22 protein-coding genes are annotated in these 21292 nt (G+C 65.6%); 3 read left to right on the top strand and 19 right to left on the bottom strand.

Annotation, left to right across the window (positions count from 1 at the left end; genetic code table 11):
- Positions 1–49 precede the first annotated feature (49 nt).
- The 3 genes from A3M7_RS0127560 to rimP are packed head-to-tail and all read right to left on the bottom strand — an operon-like array spanning position 50 to position 3125.
- A complete protein-coding gene (locus A3M7_RS0127560) occupies positions 50–733 on the bottom strand; it encodes an RNA-binding protein (protein ID WP_027546819.1) in 684 nt (227 codons plus the stop codon).
- Positions 734–756: 23 nt separating this feature from the next.
- Positions 757–2367 carry a transcription termination factor NusA gene (gene nusA / locus A3M7_RS0127555; RefSeq protein WP_027546818.1) on the bottom strand — a complete coding sequence of 537 codons (1611 nt, stop codon included), beginning with the start codon at positions 2365–2367 and terminating at the stop codon, positions 757–759.
- 2 nt (positions 2368–2369) lie between these two features.
- A complete protein-coding gene (rimP, locus tag A3M7_RS0127550) occupies positions 2370–3125 on the bottom strand; it encodes a ribosome maturation factor RimP (protein WP_027546817.1) in 756 nt (251 codons plus the stop codon).
- Positions 3126–3486: 361 nt separating this feature from the next.
- On the opposite strand from rimP, the gene A3M7_RS0127545 reads away from it, so the two are divergent.
- Entirely contained in the window at positions 3487–4569 is a 1083-nt protein-coding gene (locus A3M7_RS0127545; RefSeq protein ID WP_027546816.1) for a DUF2336 domain-containing protein, read from the top strand.
- 53 nt (positions 4570–4622) lie between these two features.
- On the opposite strand, the gene trmB is transcribed toward A3M7_RS0127545, so the two are convergent.
- The 16 genes from trmB to murJ form a co-directional block, all read right to left on the bottom strand.
- Positions 4623–5333 (bottom strand): tRNA (guanosine(46)-N7)-methyltransferase TrmB, encoded by a 711-nt coding sequence (gene trmB / locus A3M7_RS0127540; protein ID WP_027546815.1) that lies wholly within the window; start codon positions 5331–5333, stop codon positions 4623–4625.
- Positions 5330–6487: a M20 family metallopeptidase gene (locus A3M7_RS0127535; protein WP_027546814.1), complete on the bottom strand. Its 1158-nt coding sequence runs from the start codon at positions 6485–6487 to the stop codon at positions 5330–5332. Before A3M7_RS0127535 ends, trmB begins: the two co-directional genes overlap by 4 nt.
- A gap of 84 nt (positions 6488–6571) precedes the next feature.
- A complete protein-coding gene (locus A3M7_RS0127530) occupies positions 6572–6985 on the bottom strand; it encodes a helix-turn-helix domain-containing protein (RefSeq protein ID WP_027546813.1) in 414 nt (137 codons plus the stop codon).
- 220 nt (positions 6986–7205) lie between these two features.
- Positions 7206–8819 carry an apolipoprotein N-acyltransferase gene (lnt, locus tag A3M7_RS0127525; RefSeq protein ID WP_027546812.1) on the bottom strand — a complete coding sequence of 538 codons (1614 nt, stop codon included), beginning with the start codon at positions 8817–8819 and terminating at the stop codon, positions 7206–7208.
- Positions 8816–9934, bottom strand: a complete 1119-nt coding sequence (locus tag A3M7_RS0127520) for a hemolysin family protein (protein WP_027546811.1) — start codon at positions 9932–9934, stop codon at positions 8816–8818. The genes lnt and A3M7_RS0127520 overlap by 4 nt, the downstream gene beginning before the upstream one ends.
- Before the next feature lies 1 nt (position 9935).
- A complete protein-coding gene (ybeY, locus tag A3M7_RS0127515; RefSeq protein WP_235885657.1) occupies positions 9936–10424 on the bottom strand; it encodes an rRNA maturation RNase YbeY in 489 nt (162 codons plus the stop codon).
- 83 nt (positions 10425–10507) lie between these two features.
- Positions 10508–11503: a PhoH family protein gene (locus A3M7_RS0127510; RefSeq protein ID WP_027546809.1), complete on the bottom strand. Its 996-nt coding sequence runs from the start codon at positions 11501–11503 to the stop codon at positions 10508–10510.
- 64 nt (positions 11504–11567) lie between these two features.
- A complete protein-coding gene (gene miaB / locus A3M7_RS0127505; protein ID WP_027546808.1) occupies positions 11568–12965 on the bottom strand; it encodes a tRNA (N6-isopentenyl adenosine(37)-C2)-methylthiotransferase MiaB in 1398 nt (465 codons plus the stop codon).
- A 193-nt stretch (positions 12966–13158) separates the two neighbouring features.
- A complete protein-coding gene (locus A3M7_RS0127500) occupies positions 13159–13839 on the bottom strand; it encodes an HAD family hydrolase (protein WP_027546807.1) in 681 nt (226 codons plus the stop codon).
- A gap of 52 nt (positions 13840–13891) precedes the next feature.
- A complete protein-coding gene (locus A3M7_RS0127495) occupies positions 13892–14347 on the bottom strand; it encodes a Fur family transcriptional regulator (protein ID WP_027546806.1) in 456 nt (151 codons plus the stop codon).
- A 38-nt stretch (positions 14348–14385) separates the two neighbouring features.
- Positions 14386–14871, bottom strand: coding sequence for a ribosomal protein S18-alanine N-acetyltransferase (gene rimI, locus A3M7_RS0127490; RefSeq protein ID WP_027546805.1), 486 nt, complete (start codon positions 14869–14871; stop codon positions 14386–14388).
- The gene (gene tsaB, locus A3M7_RS0127485; RefSeq protein WP_027546804.1) at positions 14868–15563 is read right to left on the bottom strand and encodes a tRNA (adenosine(37)-N6)-threonylcarbamoyltransferase complex dimerization subunit type 1 TsaB; all 696 of its coding nucleotides are present in this window, start codon (positions 15561–15563) and stop codon (positions 14868–14870) included. Before tsaB ends, rimI begins: the two co-directional genes overlap by 4 nt.
- Positions 15564–15774: 211 nt before the next feature.
- The gene (locus tag A3M7_RS0127480; protein ID WP_027546803.1) at positions 15775–16344 is read right to left on the bottom strand and encodes a NifU family protein; all 570 of its coding nucleotides are present in this window, start codon (positions 16342–16344) and stop codon (positions 15775–15777) included.
- A gap of 260 nt (positions 16345–16604) precedes the next feature.
- Positions 16605–17099 (bottom strand): universal stress protein, encoded by a 495-nt coding sequence (locus tag A3M7_RS0127475; protein WP_027546802.1) that lies wholly within the window; start codon positions 17097–17099, stop codon positions 16605–16607.
- A gap of 108 nt (positions 17100–17207) precedes the next feature.
- Positions 17208–18260: a tryptophan--tRNA ligase gene (gene trpS, locus A3M7_RS0127470; RefSeq protein ID WP_027546801.1), complete on the bottom strand. Its 1053-nt coding sequence runs from the start codon at positions 18258–18260 to the stop codon at positions 17208–17210.
- A 93-nt stretch (positions 18261–18353) separates the two neighbouring features.
- On the bottom strand, positions 18354–19886 hold the full coding sequence (gene murJ, locus A3M7_RS0127465) for a murein biosynthesis integral membrane protein MurJ (RefSeq protein ID WP_027546800.1): 1533 nt from the start codon (positions 19884–19886) through the stop codon (positions 18354–18356).
- 124 nt (positions 19887–20010) lie between these two features.
- Between murJ and A3M7_RS0127460 the strand changes: the two genes are divergently transcribed.
- Both A3M7_RS0127460 and A3M7_RS45030 read left to right on the top strand, forming a co-directional pair.
- Positions 20011–21012 (top strand): adenosine kinase, encoded by a 1002-nt coding sequence (locus A3M7_RS0127460; RefSeq protein WP_027546799.1) that lies wholly within the window; start codon positions 20011–20013, stop codon positions 21010–21012.
- 78 nt (positions 21013–21090) lie between these two features.
- Positions 21091–21292 (top strand): hypothetical protein (locus A3M7_RS45030; RefSeq protein ID WP_156936824.1); only part of this gene is annotated, 202 nt, incomplete at its 3' end.

Below are 21292 nucleotides of genomic sequence, written 5' to 3'. Positions count from 1 at the left end.
TGTTAGCGTTGTGCGTTGCCGCACAGTCCTATCGGGTCGTCGTTGTCTCTCAGAAATCCTGGCCGGGCTTTTCGGCAGTCTTGTCATCGTCCGCCATCCGGTATCGGACCAGCATCTGGCTACGTGACAGGAATGACCTGCTCGCCGGGCCCGCGAGCAGGGCAGCATGTATCACATTTGACCGGGTCAGTGCCAAATCCAATTCTATCGATTTCAGTACCGCCACGACGGGAATCTGCGGCTTGGAGCCGCGATTTCCGGCATTTTGACGCGCCAGCATGTCCAATTTGCGGATTCCGTCCGCGGCCCCGTCGCTGGCGTGGATCAGGACCTCGACCGTGCCTTCGCGCAGGGCGCTCTCGACCTTGCCGAAGCCGGCCACGATCTGGCCCGCCTTGGCGGCGATCCCAAGGGCTTCCGTCACGCCCCGGACCAGGAGCGCCTCGATGTCGGCGGGAAGCGTCTGAGGGGTGCGCAGCTCGCGCTTGAAGGCCTTGTTAAACTGGTGACGCCGCACGGCTTCCGCAACCACCTCGCGCGAGGCGGTGATCCACATGCCGCGTCCGGGCAGCTTGCGCTTGAGATCGGGAACTATGTCGCCCTGGGGCGATACGACGAAGCGGATCAGCTCGTCGATCGGCCGGACCTCGCGGCTGACCGCGCACATCCGCATGGTCGCGGACCTTTCGGTCCGCGGCCCATGATCGAGTTCGCTGTCAGAGCTGGCAAGCATCCGGGCGACATCCTCCTTCGCCCTTAAGCCGGTTGATCTTCGGTCGCCTCAGCCTCTTCAGCGGGCTTGGCGAGATCGGCCTCGGTGATCCAGCCGGCCTTGACGCGAGCCTGCATGATCATCGCTTCGGCATCGTCACGGGAGATGTCGATACCGTCGAGCGCACCCGGATATTTGGTGGATTCGCCACCTTCCTTGCGCTCGGTCCAGCCGACCAGATCGTCGGTGGCGCAGCCGGCGAGGTCGTCGACGGTCTTGATGTCGTTCTCGCCGAACTTCACCAGCATCTTCGAGGTGACGCCGGGCACGTCCTTGAGAGCGTCCTCGACGCCGAGTTCCACGCGCTTGGCCTCGAGCTCGGCTTCCTGCTGCTCGAGATATTCGCGGGCGCGGTTCTGGAGCTCCTGCGCGGTCTCCTCGTCAAAACCCTCGATGCCGGCGAGCTCCTTGATGTCGACCATCGCGAGTTCCTCGACCGAGGTGAAGCCTTCGGACGCGAGCAGCTGGCCGACCACCTCGTCGACGTTGAGCGATTCCATGAAGACGCGGGTGGAGTTCTCGAAGTCGGCCTGGCGGCGCTCCGATTCCTCCTGCTCGGTCAGGATGTCGATATCCCAGCCGGTGAGCTGCGAGGCCAGACGCACGTTCTGGCCGCGGCGGCCGATCGCCAGCGAGAGCTGGTTGTTGGTATCGGGCACGACGACCTCGATGCGCTCGCGGTCTTCGTCGATGACGACCTTGGAGACTTCGGCCGGCGCCAGCGCGTTGACCACGAAGGTCGCGATGTCGGGCGACCAGGGAATGATGTCGATCTTCTCGCCCTGCAATTCGTTCACCACCGCCTGCACGCGCGAGCCGCGCATGCCGACGCAGGCGCCGACCGGATCGACGGAGGAATCGCGGGAAATCACGCCGATTTTCGCGCGCGAGCCGGGATCGCGGGCAACCGCCTTGATCTCGACGATGCCGTCATAGATCTCGGGCACTTCCTGCGCGAACAGCTTCGCCATGAACTGCGGATGGGTGCGGGAGAGGAAGATCTGCGGGCCGCGGGTCTCGCGGCGGACGTCGAAGATATAGGCGCGGACGCGGTCGCCGTTGCGGAAGACTTCGCGCGGCAGCATCTCGTCGCGGCGGATGATGGCTTCGCCACGGCCGAGATCGACGATCACGCTGCCATATTCGACGCGCTTGACGACGCCGTTGACGATGTCGCCGATGCGGTCCTTGAATTCCTGATATTGCCGGTCGCGCTCGGCCTCGCGCACCTTCTGCACGATCACCTGCTTGGCCGACTGCGCGGCGATGCGGCCATATTCCAGCGGCGGCAGGGTATCGGCGATGGTGTCGCCGACCTGGGCGCCGGGATTGGCGCGCTGGGCATCCACCAGCGAAATCTGGTTGGAGTGGTTTTCGACCTTCTCGACCACCAGCATGTGGCGCGACAGCCGCAGCTCGCCCTTCTTCGGGTCGATCTCGGCGTGAACGTCAGTCTCGCTGCCGTAGCGGGCCCGCGCCGCCTTGGCGATGGCGTCCTCCATCGCCGCGATGACGATGCCGCGGTCGATCGATTTCTCCCGCGCGACGGCATCGGCGATCTGGAGCAATTCAAGTCGATTGGCGCTGACTGCCATGGCTAGTCTCCTTCGTCAGGCTCGATCTCGCCGCGCCGCGCGCGTTCGGCGGCCAGGCGATGCTTCTTCGTGTTGGTCGGTGCCGGCTTCTTCTTAGGCTTGGTGTTCTTGGTCGTTTTTTCGCTGATTTTCGCGTGAGGCGCAGCCGGCGGCTCCAGGCCGAGATTGCGGCGCATCTCGCGCGCCGCGGCCTTGCCACGGCGCATCGATTCCGCGATCAGCTCATCGGTCAGCACCAGACGGGCTTCGCTGATATCCTCCATCGTCAGGAGAACCTCGCGTTCCTCGGCCGCCTTGACGTCGTCGCGATGCAGATGCACGCGGTCGCCTTCGACAGGGCCGATCATGCCGCGGAACCGCTTCCGCCCCTCATGGGCGACCGCCATCTCGACCTTCACCAGGTGCCCGGCATAGCGCTCGAAATCGGAGCGCCGCACCAGGGGGCGGTCGATCCCCGGCGAGGAGATTTCCAGCCGATAGGCGCGATCGATGGGGTCGGCGACGTCGAGCACGGGCGACAGCGCCCGCGAGATCGCCTCGCAATCCTCGATCTGCATCGAGCCGTCAGGGCGCTCGGCCATGATCTGCACAGTGCAGCCGGCCTCACCGGAGATGCGGATCCGCACCAGACGGTAGCCCATGCCCTGGAGCACGGGCCCTGCCACCGCGGACACCCGTGCCGCGACGCCCGGCTCGACCACGAGCCTCGGCTCGGCCAGCAACTCGGCATCCGTGGAACCAGTGGTCGGTTCGGTCATATCCAGGGTCAAGGCGCTCGATGGTTAAGGCTTGGTTACGATTTCAAAGCCCGCTTCGGAACTCTCCCGACAGCTCGCCGGGCCGCATCTTCCGCCAAGCCGCGCTCAGGTAATAAAAAAGAGCGGGTCCTTTCGGGCCCACTCTCACTACGCGGATCGTATGAGAAGATGAATTGGCGCTGATATAGCCCTTTCCACCCTCGCGGACAAGGCCCATCGCAGGGCAGGCGAGGCTTTTTGCGCCTTTCCGGTGGCCCCCCGCGCAACGCTTCCTTCATCAACGGGGCCTAAATTCCCTGATTGTGGGGCGGCTTGGACCAAGGGCGCACCCGCGGCGTGCCCTGTACGAGTTTGCGTTTTCATGACCGTTGCCACGTCGCTCATTCCGGGACTGGACGAAATCGTCAAACGCGGCGATCCCCGCCGTCGTGGCGAAATCGCGCGTGCCATCGCCGAACTGTTCTTCCAGGATCCGGCCAAGCTCCGTCCCGAGCTCATCGATCTCTTCGACGATCTCCTGATCGATCTCGTGCCGCATGCCGAGCTCGCCTCGCGCGTCGATCTCGCCGAGCGCTTCTCGCGCCTGGACAACGCGCCGCGGCACCTGGTGAACCAGCTCGCCCGCGAAAACGAGATCATGGTGGCCGGCCCGGTGCTGCGCCGCTCGCCCGTGCTCGACGAAGCCGCCCTGGTCGAGATCGCGCGGCTGAAGGGCCAGGGGCATCTGCTGGCGATGACGGAGCGCCCCGCTCTGTCGTCGGTCGTCACCGACGTGCTGGTCGAGCGCGGCGATCGCGACGTGGTGCGTCGCGCCGCGGGCAATGCCGGCGCGGTGTTCTCGCCTGGCAGCTATTCCGAGCTGATCAAGCGTGCCGCGCAGGACGGCGTGCTGACGCTCAAGATCGGCCAGCGCAACGATCTTTCGGGCGAGCACCTGAAAGAGCTGCTCGACGGCACGCTCGACGTCATCCGCCGCCGTCTCTCCAGCGTGGTCAATCCCGTGCGCCAGGTCGAGATCAAGCGCGCCATGGCGGCGATCGAGGAGGCCGCGCTGCCGCCCGGGCCGCGGCGCGATTTCTCGTCGGCACAGCGTACGGTGCTCGCCTTGCATCGCGAGGGCCATCTCGGCGAGAGCGCGCTGCTCGGCTTTGCCAAGGCAGGCAAATACGAGGAGGCGATCGCCTCGCTCTCGGCGATGTCCGGCGTCCGCCTCTCGATCCTCGACCGCCTGATCGCGGGCGACCGCTACGATCCGCTTCTGATCCTGGGGCGCGTGCTGAATCTCGGCTGGCCCACGGTGCGCGCGCTCATCCTGCTCTGGTACGGTCCGCATCGCGCGCCGGCCAGTGCCGACATCGAGGCCGCCCGCATGAACTTCACGCGCCTGATGCCGACGACGGCGGAACGCGTCGTGAATTTCTGGCGCAACCGGCAGACGATCTGAGATTCTTTTGCTGGTCATTCCGGGTTCGCGCTCTGCGCGCCCCGGAACGACAATCATTGTCTCCTGAACCGCAAGTAAGCCGCCTTGCGGCCCTCGCGCGCGGCCTTCCGGCCGTAGCGTGTCATCGTGTAGCCGTCCCAGGGCTGCCGGAAATCGTCGGCGCGCTCCGCAAGCCATTTGAAATCCGTCGAACGCGCAAGATGCGACAGCGTCCAGGCGCAGTAGTCGTCGATGTCGCAGACGAAGCGGAATTCGCCGCCGACCGTCAGCACGCGCGCCATTGCAGCGATGGTCCTGTCCTGGACGAAGCGCCGCTTCCAGTGCCGCCGCTTCGGCCAGGGATCCGGATGGATCAGGTCGATCCGCGACAGCGAGGCTGGCGGCAGCCAGGCCAGGAGCTCGGCGGCATCGCCGGCGAACAGGCGGATGTTGGCGATGTTGCAGGCCTCGATCTGCGCCAGGATCTTCGCCATGCCGTTGACATAGGGCTCGCAGCCGATGAAGCCGGTCGTGGCGAAGTTCTGCGCCTCGGCCGCAAGATGCTCGCCGCCGCCGAAGCCGATCTCGAGCCGCACATCGTTCGCCGCGGGATCGAAGATCTCGCGCGCATTCCCCGGCGCCTCGCCCGTGATGTCGAGCGCAAGATGCGGCAACAGATGATCGATCAGCTCGGCCTGGTGCTGCCTGAGCTTGTGGCCCTTGCGGCGCCCGAAGAAGGCGCGCTCGCTGTCATCGCGATCGGGATCTGACTTGCGTTCGCTCATCGCAGCGTCTGATACAGGCGATAGAGCAGCCGTGCGCGCGGTTCGAGCGACGAGACATAGAGCTGCTCGTAGTGGGTGTGCGCGCCCTTGCCGTCGACGCCGAGCCCGTCCAGCGTGCCGGTGTGGGGAGCGGTGAAATTGCCGTCCGAGCCGCCGCCGGTGTGGGTGTCGATCAGCTCGAAGCCGATTTCGCCGGCGAGCGTCTTCGCATGCTCGTAGAGCGAGGCGCCTGCATTGCTCTTCTCGTAAGGCGGACGATTGAGCTCGCCGGTGATCTTGACGGTGACGCCTTCGGTCTTCGATGTCAGCCCGAGGATCTTGCCGACGAACTCCTCCGCGTCCTTGAGGCTCAGCACGCGCAGATCGACTTCGGCATAGGCCTCTTCCGGCGTCACGTTCGGGCGCGTGCCGCCGCGCACCACACCGACATTCACGGAGACGCCGCGCGCCGGGTCGTTCATCCCTTCCAGCGTCAGGATGATATTGGCGAGCTCGCGGACGGCGCTGCGACCGTCTTCCGGCCGCGAGCCGGCATGCGCCGGCACGCCCTTGATGAACACCTGGAAGCGTCCGACGCCCTTGCGTCCGGTGACGATCTTGCCGCCGTCGCGCGCCGGCTCCGTCACCAGCACGTATTTGGCCTTGCGCCCTTCCGTCTCGATCAGCGCGCGCGAGGTGGGGCTGCCGATCTCCTCGTCGGAGGTGAACAAGTGGGTGATGCCGAGTGGCGAACGCTCGGCCGTGGCGCAAAGCGCGCGAAACGCGTGATGGGCGATGTAGGCGCCGCCCTTCATGTCGTAGATGCCGGGACCGAACGCGCTGTCGCCTTCGACCTTGAACGGCAGACGCTCGATGAATCCGAGGGGGTGAACGGTATCGAGGTGGCTCAGCACCAGGATGCCGGGCTGGTCCTGGCCCCAGGCCGAGCGTGCCAGCAGATGATCGCCGCAGCCGTCGACGCCGGCGACGCGCTCGAGCGTGACGGGCAGATCGCGATAATGATCCGCGACCAGCGACACCAGCCTGTTGACCTGATCAGGCGCCTCTGTCGGCGTCTCGATCTCCACCCAGCGTCGGATGCCGTCGAGAATAGTTTTGGTATCGAACCAATTGGAGCTCGCCATGGGCGCATCTATGCCTTTGAATCGAATCATTTGAGAGGACGCACATCAAAGCGCGGCCACAAATGACGACATAGGCCAGATTTGGCGCAGCCTCAAATCGATTGAGCTGGCGCCTCAGCGCTTGTCGGGGCCTTCGCGTGCCGCAATCTGCTCGACGAGATCGACGATGGAGCGGCGCATCTTCGAATCAGTGATTCGCGTGAACGCCTTGGTCAAGGCGAGTCCTTCGGAGGTCGCAAGGAAGTCCGAGACGTAGGAGGGCGAGGCGCCTTCTGCGAAGCCGTTCGGCCCGGCCACGCCGCTCGGTCCGCCCTCGAACAGGAACGACACCGGCACCTGGAGAATCTCGGCAATCTGCTGGATTCGGCTCGCGCCGACCCGGTTCGTGCCCTTCTCGTACTTCTGGATCTGCTGGAAAGTCAGGCCCAAAGCTTCACCGAGCTTTTCCTGGCTCATGCCCAACATGATGCGGCGCATACGCACGCGGCTGCCGACATATTTGTCAACAGGGTTGGGCGCTTTCGACATTTCCTCAGCCTCCAAACACCACCCTCAGCGCAATCGATTGAATGCCTCAGGTGCCAGCATCATAAAAATCAAACCCTGTTATTGGGAAACATTGCGGAGAAATTTAGCAATGCCCACTGTCTTTTGCAGCCGGTGCAGAATGAGGAACCCGCGTGCAGTCTGTCAACCGTGAGACCACGGTTGTCAAAGGATTCCGGCCGCTTCGGCGTTGACGGCGGGATCAGGGGTGCCGTTTGGTCACGCGTCGGCGGACCGCGAGAAGCACGGCCACCGCGACGAGCACGCCCGCCGGCACGTCGCCGACCCGCGCATAGATCGTCGGCGGGATCGCTGCGGGCAGGTTTGCGTCCAAAATGCCTTCGACGCCGAGGCCGAGGCTGGCGATGGTTCGTCCCGCCGGATCGATCACCGCGGAGATGCCGGTATTGGCGGAGCGGACCAGCGGCAATCCGAGTTCGATCGCGCGCATCCGCGCCTGCTCCAGATGCTGATAGGGGCCGGTCGAGATGCCGAACCAGCCGTCATTGGTGAGGTTCACGATCCAGCCCGGACGTTCGTTGCGACCGGCAACCTCGCCGGGAAAAATTGCTTCGTAGCAGATCAACGGCAGCGCGGACGGCGCGCCGGCGACCGGCAGCGCATGCCGCACGGTGCCGGCGATGAAGCCGCCGCGCACACGCGTGAGCTGCTCGAAGCCGAGCTTCTCCATCAGGCCCTGATAGGGAAGAAACTCGCCGAACGGCACCAGATGCAGCTTGTCGTAGACCGCGAGCACGCTGCCGTCGTGATCGATCACGTAGATCGAATTATAGGCACGCGTGATCGGCGTTCCCCGCGGCAGATCGGGCGCGCGGACCGAACCCGTGATCAGCACCGTGCCCTTCGGCAGCAGCTCGGCGATCTCCGCCATCGCGTCGGCTTCGCGGGTCAGGAAGAACGGAAAGGCGGATTCCGGCCAGATCAGGATGGTGGCATCGCGCACGCCAGTCGATTGCGGCCCGGAGGCGCGGTCCGACAGCGCCAGGTATTTCTTCATCACCTCCGCCTTGGCGGCGTAGTTGAATTTCGCGTCCTGCTGGAGGTTCGGCTGCATCAGGCGCAGCTTGGCGCCCGCGACCATCGTGGTCGGATGCAGCGACAGGCGGATCGCGCCGAAGATGCTCATGACAATCAGAAGTGCGACTGCCGCGGCCGGCGCGCGCCAGGCCACGCGGCGATCGGGCGTGCGGTCGATCAGCGTCGCGGGGCTTGCAAAGATCGCGACCGCCAGGAACGTCATGCCCCACAGGCCGATCAGCGACGCCGTCTGCGCCAGCGGCAACGGCTCCGACAGCGCATAGCCGAACGCGTTCCAGGGAAAGCCGGTCAGCGCGTGACCGCGCAGCCATTCGGCGATGGTGAGGCTTGCCGCGAGCGCAAGCACGCGCGTGGCGTTCTTGGTCCAGAGCAGGCGTGCCAGCGCAAAACCGATCGCCGTGAAGATGGACAGATAGGCCGGCAGGCCCAGCACGGCGAACGGCGTCAGCCAGGCGAACACGTCGGCGTCGACGAAGAAGGCGTAGCCGATCCAGTACAGGCCGGGCACGAAATAGCCGAGCCCGAACCAGTAGCCGGTCAGCGCCGCGGCGGGGATGCCGCCGTATCGTCCAGCGCCGGCGCCGTCGATCAGCCAGACCAGCACCGGGAAAGTAATGAACAGCACCGGGAAGGCGTTGAACGGCGCCAGCGCCAGCACCGACAGCGCGCCGGCGGCCATGGCGAGGACGGCGCGCTTCCATCCCCAGGTGAGGATGATGGCTAGCGCAATCTGACGGAGACGCTGGAATGCGCTCACTGTGGGCCGGTCCCGTCGCTTGGCGGCGGGGTCGGCGTGTCACTGGCTGGCGGTTGACCGCTCTCCGGTGTGGCCTCGCGGCGTCGGCTCTCTCGCTGGGTGCGCGGCGCGGGGCGTTCCTTCCGCGTCGAGATGCGCAGCCGCTTGACGCGGCGCGGATCGGCATCGAGCACCTCGACCTCGTAATGGCCGGGGCCCGAGATCACCTCGCCGCGCACCGGCAGGCGTCCGACGAAGCTGACGAGATAGCCGCCCAGCGTCTCGACTTCCTCGCCGGCCTCGCCGGTGACGAAGTCCGCGCCGATCACGGTGCGGACGTCGTCGAGGCTGGCACGGGCGTCGGCGATGAAGGCGTTGTCCGGCAGGCGCACGATCGAGGGCGGCTCGTCGCTGTCGTGCTCGTCGTCGATCTCGCCGACGATCTGCTCGACGATGTCCTCGAGCGAGACCAGCCCGTCGCTGCCGCCATATTCGTCGACCACCAGCGCCAGGTGGATGCGCGTGGCCTGCATCTGCGCGAGCAGGTCGATCGCCCGCATCGACGGCGGCACGTAGAGCAGCTTGCGGATGATGCGCGCATCCTCGAGCGGCAGCGCGAGATCGACGGTGCGAAGGTCGAGGCCGGCCGGCAGCGGCTTCTTGCGCTTGGTCTTGGTGGCGTCCGACACGCGCGCCCGCGCGGTCATGAACGCGAGCAGGTCGCGGATGTGGACGATGCCGACCGGATCGTCGAGCGTCTCGTTGTAGACGACGAGGCGCGAGTGGCCGGCGCTTTCGAAGCGGTCCATCAGCTCGCCAAGCGGGATGTCGCGCTTCACCGCGATGATGTCGGCACGATGCACCATGACGTCGGCGATGCGGCGCTCGTGCAGACCGAGGATGTTGCGCAGCATGGTGCGCTCGACGGCGGAGAAGCCGGTGTCGTCGGGCGTCGAGGCGTCGAGCACGACCTGGAGATCGTCGCGCACCGATCCGGCCTTCCAGCCGAACAGCGTGCGGATCGCGCGCAGCAGCCAGCCCTCGGCGGTCGGACGCAGGACCTCGCCCGATGTCACCACGACCGGCAAATTGGGCGTGTTGCGGGGATTGTCGTGGGTCGGGTCGGAATCCGGCATCTCAGTGCGTCCCCGGGCGGTCGGCATAGGGATCGGGAATGCCGAGATGGGCGAGGATCTGCGTCTCCAGCGCTTCCATCTCCTCCGCGTCGTCGTCGTTCTCGTGATCGTAGCCGATCAGGTGCAGGAAACCGTGCACGGCGAGATGGCTCAGATGGTGGTCGAACGGCTTCTTTTCCTCGTCCGCCTCGCGCCGCATGGTCTCGTAGGCGATCGCGATGTCGCCGAGCATGCGCGGCGCATCGCCCGGCTTCCATTCGCCCTCGGGCTGGAGCGCGGGAAACGACAGCACGTTGGTCGGCTTGTCGATGCCGCGCCAGTTGCTGTTGAGCGTGCGGATGCCGGCATCGTCGGTCAGCATCACCGCCACTTCCGCTTCCGCGACGTCTTCGTCGACACTCTCGGCGGCGGCCGCGACCGCGCGCTGGATCACGGCTTCGGAATCGGGTTCGCGCTGCCAGCAATCGGCGACGACGAGGACCTCGGTCATGGGAAGGTTGGGGTGTGACATTGTCTTTGTTCGGAACGAAAAGGCGCTTGCGTCCGCGCCCATATGGTCCGGTTGTTGTCCCGTCAGGATTTGCCGGTCGCCGGCCGCTGCGGCAACCCTTCATAGGCGGCGACGATCCGCGCCACGAGCTCGTGGCGGATCACGTCCTCGGCCTTGAAATGAACTTGTGCAATGCCTTCGACACCGTCCAGCAGGCGGGTTGCCTCGGCGAGGCCCGAGGTCTGGCCGTTCGGCAGGTCGATCTGCGAGGGGTCGCCGGTCACGATCATGCGGCTGTTCTCGCCGAGACGGGTCAGGAACATCTTCATCTGCATCGACGTGGTGTTCTGCGCCTCGTCCAGGATGATGGCGGCGTTGGTGAGCGTGCGGCCGCGCATGAAGGCGAGCGGCGCGATCTCGATCTCGCCGGTCTGGAGCGCCCGCTCGACGATGCGCGCGTCCATGAGATCGTAGAGTGCGTCGTAGATCGGGCGCAGATAGGGATCGACCTTCTCGCGGAGATCGCCGGGCAGGAAGCCGAGCCGCTCGCCGGCTTCCACCGCCGGGCGCGACAGGATGATCTTGTCGACCTCCTTGCGCTCGAACAGTTGCGCGGCATGCGCGACCGCGAGCCAGGTCTTGCCGGTGCCGGCCGGGCCGATGCCGAACACCAGCTCGTGGCGCTTCAGCGCGCGGATGTAGGAGTCCTGCGCGGCGGTGCGCGCGCGCACCGGGCGTTTGCGCAAGTTGATGCTGTCGAAGGTCGACTTGGCCGACTTGGCGTCGAACTCGAACAGCGAGCCCTGCGCGATCACTGCGCGGATCGCACCTTCGACCTCACCCTGGTCGACATCCTGGCCCTTTACGGCGTGCGCGTAGAGCGTTTCCAGCACGCGGCGCGCCGCATCGCAGCCGTCGCGGGTGCCACCGATGGTGATGTGGTTGCCTTTGGAATCCACGACGACGCCAAGCCGACGCTCGATCTGCGCCAGGTTCTGGCCATAGGGGCCGACCAGTGCGGATGCGGCGCGGTTGTCGTCGAAGTCGATGACGACCTGGGTCTCGGGCGGAACTTGCATGTCGCGGTCAAATTTGCGGCTGGGAGCGATAGAAGACGAATCCGATGCGCTTTTTGGCAAGGGTTCAGGCTCCAGTGGCGATGGATGATAAAGCGGGCTCGCGCGCAACGCGCGGTGTGGCGAGCTCGCCGAGGAAGCTGTAGCGCTCGAGGCTGTCGATCCGCACCGGCAGGATTTGTCCGATGATGTCGGGCGAGGCCATCACATGCGCGGGCTGGAGGAAGGCGGTGCGGCCGACGATCTGGCCCTCCTTGCGCGCCGGACGCTCGAACAGCACATCGACCGTTGAGCCAATCGCGGCCTTGTTGAAGGCCGATTGCTGGCTGTCGATCAGTTCCTGGAGCCGCTCCAATCGCTGGTCCATCTCGGCGGGGGACACCGTCTCCTGCATGTCCGCGGCCGGCGTTCCCGGCCGGGCGGAGTATTTGAACGAATAAGCAGCAGCGTAGCCGATTTGCGTGACAAGCGCGAGGGTGGCGAGAAAATCTTGCTCGCTTTCCCCCGGGAAGCCCACGATAAAATCTGATGAAAAAGCAATGTCTTGGCGCGCGGCCCGGAAACGGTCGATGACACGCCGATAATCATCGGCGGTATGTTTGCGGTTCATGGCCGCCAGAATCCGGTCCGAGCCCGACTGCACCGGCAGGTGCACGAACGGCATCAAGGCCCCGAGATCGCGATGGGCCGCAATCAGACTGTCATCGACGTCGCGGGGATGGCTGGTCGAATAGCGCAGCCGTGCGATGCCGGGAATCGCTGCCAGATGTTCGAGCAGCCGGCCGAGGGGCCAGGTTTTTCCGTCCGGCCCCTCGCCGTGATAGGCATTGACGTTCTGCCCGATCAGCGTGAGCTCGCGCACGCCGTTCTCAGTGAGCCGCTTCACGTCGTCGACGATCTTCGCGACCGGGCGGGAGACTTCCGAACCTCGCGTATAGGGCACGACGCAGAAGGTGCAGAACTTGTCGCAGCCTTCCTGCACCGTGACGAAGGCGGAAATGCCGCGCGCGCGGATCGCGTCGGGCTTCGGCTGGGCGAGGAAGCCGAATTTGTCGGCGGCGGGAAATTCGGTCTCGATCGCGCGGCCTTCGTTGCCGGCGCGCCTCAAGAGCTCCGGCAGATGATGGTAGCTCTGCGGGCCGACCACGACGTCAACCACCGGCGCCCGGCGCACGATCTCCTCACCCTCGGCCTGCGCCACGCAGCCTGCGACCGCGATCTGCATCGCGCGGCCCCCGCGGGCGGCCTCGTCCTTGGCGACGCGCAGCCGGCCGAGCTCGGAATAGACCTTCTCGGAGGCCTTCTCGCGGATATGGCAGGTGTTGAGGATGACGAGGTCGGCGTCCTCTGCGCTGGCCGTCTCCACGAATCCTTCCGGAGCCAGCGTGTCCACCATGCGCTGGGCATCGTAGACGTTCATCTGGCAGCCATATGATTTGATGTGCAGCTTGCGCGGCGGCGTCATGGAACCCGAAATGGAGGTGGAGGACGGCCTTCAGATATAGGCTGGAGGGGGGAAAATCCAGCGAATGGAGCCCGAGGCGGACATTCCGGGGCGCCCGCAAGGCGGACGAACCCGGAATCTCGCTCCAAAAGCACGGGATTCCGGGTTCACGCGCGCCGCGCGTGCCCCGGAATGACGGGCAAGGGGGACGAAATCAGCCCGCCAAAGCGTCCGCCTCGACCCGCCGGACCAGCTCCGGTAGCTGATGCATGTCGGCAAAGGTCAGGTTGGCACCGGCCTGCCGCAGGGTTTCGGCATGGCCGGCCCCGCAATGGCTTCCGCCGCAGAAGCCGAACACGGTCATGCCGGCCGCCCGGGCGCCGGTGATGCCGGCCAGGCTGTCCTCGATCACGACACAGCGTTCGGGTGGAACACCCATTTCGTGCGCTGCGAACAGGAACAGGTCCGGAGCCGGCTTGCCATTCTTCACCTGCGAGGCCGAGAAGATGTTCGGCGCGAGGCGTTCATAGAGCCCCGTGCTTCCGAGACTCACCCGCATGCGCGAATGCGAACCGCTCGAGGCAACGCAGACACGTTGCGTCACGACGTCCAGCACGTCGTGGATGCCGCGGATTGCATCGAGGTCGGCTTCGAATGCGCGAAACAGCTCGTCCTGCAGATCGCCGTGATAGGCCTCGGGCAGCTTGCGGCCGAGTTCGGTTTCGATCTCGAGGTTGGCTTGTTTTGTCGAGCGACCAAGGAAGCGCTCGGACACCTGCTCCGAAGTGATCGGATAGCCGTGGCGCGTCAGCACATCCGCATGCGCGCGACAGGAGATCACCTCGCTGTCCACGAGCACGCCGTCGCAATCGAAAATGATGAGGTCGACGGGCACTAAGGCATGATCCGGAAAAGTGTGGAGCGGTTTTCCGACAAGATCATGCCACTTAAGACGTCGGCTTGTCGTCGTCGAGCGGAACGCAATAGAGCTCGAGCCGGTGATCGACCAGCTTGTAGCCGAGCTTGCGGGCGATTTCCGCCTGGAGCTTCTCGATCTCTTCGGAGGTAAACTCGATCACCTTGCCGTCGCGCAGATTGATGAGGTGATCGTGATGGCTGTCGCGCATCGTCTCGTAGCGCGCGCGTCCCTCGCGAAAGTCATGGCGTTCGATGATGCCGGCATCCTCGAACAGCTTGACGGTGCGATACACGGTCGAGATCGAGATCTTGTCGTCGACGGCGACACAGCGCCGGTACAATTCCTCGACATCGGGATGATCGACCGCCTCCGCGAGAACGCGGGCGATGACGCGGCGCTGCTCGGTCATGCGCATGCCGGTGGCGGCACAGCGCGCCTCGATGCCGGACGACTTGGATGCAGAAGAAGGTTTCAGTGCGGTCATGATCTGTCTGCCTGACGGGGCGCTTTCTGCCATCAATGTTACGACAAGTCACGCCGCATCAGAAGGGCGTTCAATTGTTCCCCGTTCGGCTGCTTATAGTAGCGTTCGCGGCGCCCGACCACCATGAATCCGCACCCCGCGTAGAGCCGCCGTGCCGGCTGGTTGTTTTCCTCGACCTCGAGAAATATCGTGCGCACGCCGCGCCCGGCGAGGTGGCCGAGATGGGTCATCAGCAGCGTGCGGGAGAGGCCGCGGCCGCGATGGGCCTGGTCGACCGCGATCGAGAGGATCTCCGCTTCGTCCGCGCCGATCCGCGACACCGCAAAGCCGATGGTCTTGCGACCGAGGCGCAGCCGATGCACCAGCGTGTTGCGCTCGCTCATCATGCTCTCGAACTCGCCTTCGCCCCAGCCGTGCGCGAAGGAGGCGCCATGAAGCTGCGCGAGCCGCGCGGCATCGCGCGCGGAAGCCGGCTCGACGGCGGCCGTGCCGCCGCGCCACCATTCCGACAGCCAGCTCATCATGAGGTTGCGGCGTGAGCTGCGAGCGGGGGCTGAGCTGCCGGTTTCGCGTCGGGTGCGCGCAGATAGAATGGCCGCGCCGGATTTGTCTCGGGATCGGCGGCAGCGCCAAGCCATGCGACCCAGCCGATATCGGGCGCGGGTTGCGCGTCGACCGCGACCGGCTGCGGTACATCCTTCGGCCAGCGATCGGCGAGGATGCTTGCGGCATTGCCGACCAGATGCGGTGCACCGAATTGCGAGGCCGCGATCGCCTCGTCGATGGGAGCGACGCCCGGCCGCACCAACTGGCTACCGTCGCCGGCGACGATCTGGAAGTAGACGTGATCGTGCCGCGCATCGATCGCGGAGATCACCGGCGCCGATTTGCTCTGGCCGACGACGGTGGCGGCATAGGCCGATAACGTCGTCAGCCCGACGGCCGGCCGCTTGGCCGCGAGTGCAAGGCCGCGTGCCGCCGAAATGCCGACGCGGAGGCCCGTGAAACTTCCCGGCCCGACGGTGACGGCGATGCGGTCGAGCGCAGTGAAGGCGAGATTGGCCGATTGCATGACGCGCGCGATCATCGGCATCAGCGCCTCGGCGTGGCCGCGCTTCATGAGAAGCTGCTCCTGCGCAAGGAGCTCGCCGGCATCGGTATCGAGCACGGCGGCCGCGCACGCTTCCAGCGCGGTATCGATGGCAAGGATCAGCATGAGAACGCGAATGGCGAGTGGCGAATGGAGAGCAGTCTAGCGAACCAAGCGCCTATCCGCCATTCATCACGCACTATTCGTAGCCCCCTGATATTGTCGCACTTCGTAGGGTGGGCAAAGCGAAGCGTGCCCACCATGGCTGTTGCGCCTTGGTTGGTGGGCACGGCGCAAGTGCGCCTTTGCCCACCCTACGGCGCTACTCACCTACCGCTCACATCGGCCGGACTTCGACCACGTCGGGCACGAAGTGCTTGAGCAGGTTCTGGATGCCGTGCTGCAGCGTCGCGGTCGATGACGGGCAGCCGGAGCAGGCACCCTTCATGTTGAGGTAGACGATACCGTCCTTGAAGCCGCGGAAGGTGATGTCGCCGCCGTCATTGGCGACCGCCGGACGCACCCGGGTCTCGATCAGGTCCTTGATCATGTCGACCGTCTCGGCATCGGCCTCGTCGAAGAACTCGTCCTCGTCGTCGAGATCGGCATCGCTTGGCGCGGCGCCGCCGGCGAGCAGCGGCGCGCCGGACATGTAGTGCTCCATGATGGCACCGAGGATCGCGGGCTTGAGCTGCTGCCATTCACCGTTCGCCTTGGTCACGGTGATGAAGTCCGATCCGTAGAACACGCCGGTGACGCCGGGCACCTCGAACAGCTTTTCGGCGAGCGGCGAACGCGCCGCGGCTTCGCGGCTGGCAAATTCCATCGGGCTGCCGTCGACCACGACGCGGCCGGGAATGAACTTCAGCGTGGCGGGATTGGGGGTGGCTTCGGTTTGAATGAACATGGTTTTCTCCAGACGTCGCCGGTTCAAGGCCGGCGCGTAGCCTATCCACTAGCAGATGGCGACGGCGAACGCACGATCAAGGGGCGGGGAGGACGTTTCGTCGCGATATCAGCGGGTTAGAACACTTTAATAGTCCAACGCCGTCATGGCCGGGCTTGACCCGGCCATCCACGCCTTGCTTCGCGACGCCAAGAACGTGGATGCCCGGGACAAGCCCGGGCATGACGGATATCTGGTTGGCCGTGTCCAGACAGGGACGCCTATGACAGCGAATCCACGCTTTGGTCGCTCAGCGCGCCGGAAACGATCGTGACGGGAACGGGGAACGTGCCCAGCTCATATGTGAGCAGCGAGACCAGTGGCCCGGGGCCCTCCGCACCGGGATTGGCAGCGAGCACCAGCATGGCGATGTCGGGGTCCTCGTCGATCACCGCGAGCAGCTGTTCCATCGGCGCACCTTCGCGGATCACCCGTTCCGGCGTGATCGCGGCAATGCCGTTGGCGCGGCCGGCGGCGCGGTCGAGCGCGGCTTCCGCCGCCTCATGCGCCTCGGCGCGCATGATGTCGGCGACACCAAGCCATTCCTGGCTCTGCTGCTCGGGCTCGATGATGCGCAGCATCACCACGCCGCCGCCGGCGCGGATCGCCCAGCGGCTGGCGTAGTAGACCGCGCGGTCCCATTCGGCGGTGTCGTCGACGATAACAAGGCATTTGGGCTTGTGACCCGGCTCGAAGCAAAGTCGCTTGCTGGTCATGCATGTCCCGGAATGTGCACGGACGGCATGCTGCCACACTCCCGCAACGTTTGGGAGAGGGGAAGCGGCCGACGCCAGCGCGCCGGCCGCGTTTTGCGGATACGATGATCAGCGCCGGCGGATGAAGCCGACGATGTCCTTCGAGAGCTTCATGGTCTCGTCGGCGATGGCGCGAGCCCGGTCGGAACCCTGGTTCAGGATCGCGTCGATATGGCCGGGGTCGGCGACGAGGCGCTTCATCTCGCCGGCGATCGGCGCGAGCTTGGTGACGCACAGCTCCGCCAGCGCGTTCTTGAAGCTGGAGAACTGTCCGCCGCCGAAATCGCGGAGCACGTCGGCCTTGGAGCGGTCGGAGAGCGCCGCGAAGATGCCGACGAGATTGTCGGCCTCGGGGCGGGCTTCCAGGCCCTTCTCCTCGGTCGGCAGCGGCTCCGGATCGGTCTTCGCCTTGCGGATCTTCTGCGCGATGGTGTCGGCGTCGTCGGTGAGGTTGATGCGCGAATTGTCCGAGGCATCCGACTTCGACATCTTCTTGGTGCCGTCGCGCAAAGACATCACGCGCGTCGCCGGGCCCGTGATGAAGGGTTCGGGCAGCGGGAAGAACAGGCCGTCATTGGCGCCTTGGGCGCGGATCGAGTCACCGAAGTCGTTGTTGAACTTCTGCGCGATGTCGCGCGAGAGCTCGAGATGCTGCTTCTGGTCCTCGCCGACCGGCACGTGGGTGGCGCGGTACAGCAGGATGTCGGCCGCCATCAGCACGGGATAGTCGAACAGCCCGACGGAGGCGTTCTCGCGATCCTTGCCGGCCTTCTCCTTGAACTGGGTCATGCGGCCGAGCCAGCCCATGCGCGCGACGCAGTTGAAGATCCAGGCGAGCTCGGCATGGCCGGAGACCTGGCTCTGGTTGAACACGATGTGCTTGTTCGGATCAATGCCGCTCGCGATGAACGCTGCGGTCACTTCGCGGGTGTTGCGCGCGAGCTCGGCCGGGCCGCCCCAGACGTCCACGCCTTGCGTGATCGCGTGCATGTCGACGACGCAATAGATGCAGTTGTGGGTTTCCTGCATTTTCACGAAGTTGACGATCGCGCCGAGGTAATTGCCGAGATGCAGATTGCCGGTCGGCTGGACGCCCGAAAAGACCCGTTCAACGAATGGCATGGCAAGCTTTTCCTAGAAGGTACCGGCCGTCGTTTCCAACAGCGGCGCTGCCCCGTCAAGGGCAATTCGATAATCCTGCGCGCCGAGGTCGGGCTAGGCGGGCCGCCTCAAGGCGGCAGCCGCCTCGCGCCAGGAGGCCGCGCCGAGGGTTTGCAGGAGCAGGCCGTAAACGGCGATTCCGGCCGCGATCTGCACGCCCAGCACGATGAATCTGATGAGGCCATGCGCTTCGGCAGGCACCAGGCTTGCGGTCAGCCAGAGCAGGGCGCCCATGGCGGAAGCGGCGAGCACGATCCGCGGCAGCCGCTTGCGGGCGGCGACATCGACCGAGAAGCCGAATTCGCCCGTGCCCTTGCGCAGCAGCGAGAGCGCGCTGCTCCAGGCGCCGGCCGCGATGCTCGCGGCGATCCCGCTTGCACCGAAGAAATGGCCGAGGAGAACCGCAAGCGCGATCGCGACCACAAATCCCTTGGCCGTTGCGAGCAGCGGCGTCATCGTGTCGCTGCGGGCATAGAAGGCCGGCGACAGCGCCTTGATCAGCACATGAGCCGGCAGGCCTAGCGCCAGCCACATCAGCGCGCGCGCGGTGGCCGCGCTGTCATCGGCGCCGAAAGCGCCATGCTCGAACAGCAGCCGCACGATCGGCTCGGCCAGCACGATCAGGCCGAGGGTTGCCGGCAAAGCGAGCCCGGTCGCAAGTTCCAGCGCGCGCGATTCCGCATGCGCCACCGCCTCGCGGTCGCCGCCGGTGACGGCGCGTGTGAGCTCCGGCACCAGCACCGTGCCCATGGCGACGCCGACGATGCCGAGCGGCAGCTCGATCAGGCGGTTGGCGAAATAGAGCCAGGAGACGGCAGAGGGCGTCGCCGAAGCGATGATCGCGCCGGCCACCATCAGCCATTGCGGGCCCGAGCTTGCGATCATGCCGGGGATGGCCTTGGCGAAGAAGCCGCGCATCTCCTTGTCGAAATTGACGCGCAACGGCGTGGCGAGGCGGCCGCTTCGCTGCGACAGCAGCATGGCGAGTTGCAGAAGACCAGCGATGCCGACGGTCGCCGCCAGCATCCACGCGGCGGAGGTGGCATCGGCATGCCAGACGAGCAGCGCCGCAATCGCGGCGATCAGGGCGATGTTGAACAGCAGCGGTGAGAACGCCGTGAGGGCAAAACGTCCTTGCGCGTTGAGCAGCCCCATCAGCACCGTGACGGGGCCGGCGAAGGCGAGATAGGGCAGCATCAGCCGCGCGTTCTGGACGGCGAGATCGAGGGTGCTGCTACCGAGGAATCCCGGCGCGATCACCGTGATGATCAGCGGCATCAACAGCGCGATGACGACCGAGATCGCGATCAGGGCCGCGCTGACCGTGCCGAGCACGCGTCCGGCGAAGGCAGATGCAGCCGCCTCGCCATCGCGGTCACGGACCCGCAGCCAGGCCGGGACCAGTGCCGCGTTCAGTGCCCCTTCGCTGAGCAGCCGCCGCACCACGTTGACGAGCTGGAAGGCCGCCAGAAAGGCATCCGCCACCGCGCCGGTGCCGAGCAGGGCGGCAATCATGGAATCGCGCGCAAAGCCGAGCAGCCGCGAGGCCAGTGTTCCCGTCGATACGGTCAGGAAGGAGCGGATCATTGCGTGTGCATAATACCGTGGCTTGCCCGCAAAGGCCGGGTCGTGATAGGCCGCGAGGCAGATTTCAGGCCGACAGGAAGCGGATTTTCCGGGCAATCGCAATCCGGCAACAGGATCAAGGTGAATGGCTGACGTGAAATATGACGTTCTCGGGATTGGCAACGCGCTGTTCGACGTGCTGGTCAGGACCGACGAGGCTTTTCTCGCCAAGCACGGTATGACCAAGGGCAGCATGTCCCTGATCGACGAGGCGCGGGCCGCCGCCATCTACCAGGACATGGGCCCGGCGACGGAAGTCTCGGGCGGCTCGGCCGCCAACACCATCGTCGGCATCGGCAGCCTCGGTGCGCGTGCCGCTTACGTCGGCAAGGTCAAGGACGACCAGATCGGCAAGCTCTACGTCCACGACATCCGCGCTGCCGGCGTCGCCTTCAACACGCCCGCCGCGAAGGACGGCCCCGCCACCGGCTGCTCCTACATCCTGGTCACGGGCGATGGCGAGCGCACCATGAACACCTATCTCGGGGCGGCGCAGGATCTGTCGCCGGCCGACATCGATCCGGCCGAGATCGCGAGCGCCGGGATCGTCTATCTCGAGGGCTACCTCTGGGACCCCAAGAACGCCAAGGAGGCCTTCGTCAAGGCAGCCAAGATCGCCCATGACGCCAGGCGCAAGGTGGCGCTGACGCTGTCGGATTCCTTCTGCGTCGATCGCTACCGCGACGAGTTCCTGTCCTTGATGCGCAACGGCACCGTCGACCTCGTCTTTGCCAACGAATCCGAGCTGCATTCTCTCTACACGACCTCGGACTTCGACGCGGCGCTGAAGCAGCTGCGCAACGACGTCAATCTCGGCGTGGTCACCCGCAGCGAGAAGGGCTGCATGGTGGTGACACCGACCGAGGCCGTTGCAGCTCCGGCCTCGCCGATCGCGAAGCTGGTGGATACCACCGGCGCCGGCGATCTGTTCGCGGCGGGCTTCCTGTACGGTCTTTCGCGCAACCTCGCGCACAAGCAGTGCGGCGAGCTCGGCGCGCTCGCGGCTGCCGAAGTGATCCAGCACATCGGCGCGCGGCCGCAGGTGTCGCTGAAGGAGCTGGCGCAGCAGCGCGGGCTGACGGTTTAAGGCTCGCCTCTCTCCCCGTCATTGCTGTGCATGTTCACTAATTCGCTGATTGGATCGCTCCGCTGGAGGACGGATCCGATGCGCGACAATAGCTACGACCGGACGATTGAGCGCAACTATCTGCAGAAGTGGCGTTTTCTGATTCCGGAGTATGAGGCGGTGAAGGCTGGGCGATCGCCGCTGTTCAAGCGGGTTGGCGACTTCTACCGGCACCACGGGACCTGCTCGCAGACGTTCCGCAAGTATTACAATCGGTATCTGCGGAGTGGCGAGGAAGTGG

This window comes from Bradyrhizobium sp. WSM2254, assembly GCF_000472645.1.
Taxonomy (GTDB): Bacteria; Pseudomonadota; Alphaproteobacteria; order Rhizobiales; family Xanthobacteraceae; genus Bradyrhizobium; species Bradyrhizobium niftali.
This window is presented reverse-complemented; position numbering and strand designations above follow the sequence as displayed.

Bases quoted from the DNA above. Each gene is read 5' to 3' on its own strand.
- A3M7_RS0127560 (WP_027546819.1), bottom strand. From the start codon at position 733: ATGCTTGCCAGCTCTGACAGCGAACTCGATCATGGGCCGCGGACCGAA.
- nusA (WP_027546818.1), bottom strand. From the start codon at position 2,367: ATGGCAGTCAGCGCCAATCGACTTGAATTGCTCCAGATCGCCGATGCC.
- rimP (WP_027546817.1), bottom strand. From the start codon at position 3,125: ATGACCGAACCGACCACTGGTTCCACGGATGCCGAGTTGCTGGCCGAG.
- A3M7_RS0127545 (WP_027546816.1), top strand. From the start codon at position 3,487: ATGACCGTTGCCACGTCGCTCATTCCGGGACTGGACGAAATCGTCAAA.
- trmB (WP_027546815.1), bottom strand. From the start codon at position 5,333: ATGAGCGAACGCAAGTCAGATCCCGATCGCGATGACAGCGAGCGCGCC.
- A3M7_RS0127535 (WP_027546814.1), bottom strand. From the start codon at position 6,487: ATGATTCGATTCAAAGGCATAGATGCGCCCATGGCGAGCTCCAATTGG.
- A3M7_RS0127530 (WP_027546813.1), bottom strand. From the start codon at position 6,985: ATGTCGAAAGCGCCCAACCCTGTTGACAAATATGTCGGCAGCCGCGTG.
- A3M7_RS0127520 (WP_027546811.1), bottom strand. From the start codon at position 9,934: ATGCCGGATTCCGACCCGACCCACGACAATCCCCGCAACACGCCCAAT.
- ybeY (WP_235885657.1), bottom strand. From the start codon at position 10,424: ATGACCGAGGTCCTCGTCGTCGCCGATTGCTGGCAGCGCGAACCCGAT.
- A3M7_RS0127510 (WP_027546809.1), bottom strand. From the start codon at position 11,503: ATGCAAGTTCCGCCCGAGACCCAGGTCGTCATCGACTTCGACGACAAC.
- miaB (WP_027546808.1), bottom strand. From the start codon at position 12,965: ATGACGCCGCCGCGCAAGCTGCACATCAAATCATATGGCTGCCAGATG.
- A3M7_RS0127495 (WP_027546806.1), bottom strand. From the start codon at position 14,347: ATGACCGCACTGAAACCTTCTTCTGCATCCAAGTCGTCCGGCATCGAG.
- rimI (WP_027546805.1), bottom strand. From the start codon at position 14,871: ATGATGAGCTGGCTGTCGGAATGGTGGCGCGGCGGCACGGCCGCCGTC.
- tsaB (WP_027546804.1), bottom strand. From the start codon at position 15,563: ATGCTGATCCTTGCCATCGATACCGCGCTGGAAGCGTGCGCGGCCGCC.
- A3M7_RS0127480 (WP_027546803.1), bottom strand. From the start codon at position 16,344: ATGTTCATTCAAACCGAAGCCACCCCCAATCCCGCCACGCTGAAGTTC.
- A3M7_RS0127475 (WP_027546802.1), bottom strand. From the start codon at position 17,099: ATGACCAGCAAGCGACTTTGCTTCGAGCCGGGTCACAAGCCCAAATGC.
- trpS (WP_027546801.1), bottom strand. From the start codon at position 18,260: ATGCCATTCGTTGAACGGGTCTTTTCGGGCGTCCAGCCGACCGGCAAT.
- murJ (WP_027546800.1), bottom strand. From the start codon at position 19,886: ATGATCCGCTCCTTCCTGACCGTATCGACGGGAACACTGGCCTCGCGG.
- A3M7_RS0127460 (WP_027546799.1), top strand. From the start codon at position 20,011: ATGGCTGACGTGAAATATGACGTTCTCGGGATTGGCAACGCGCTGTTC.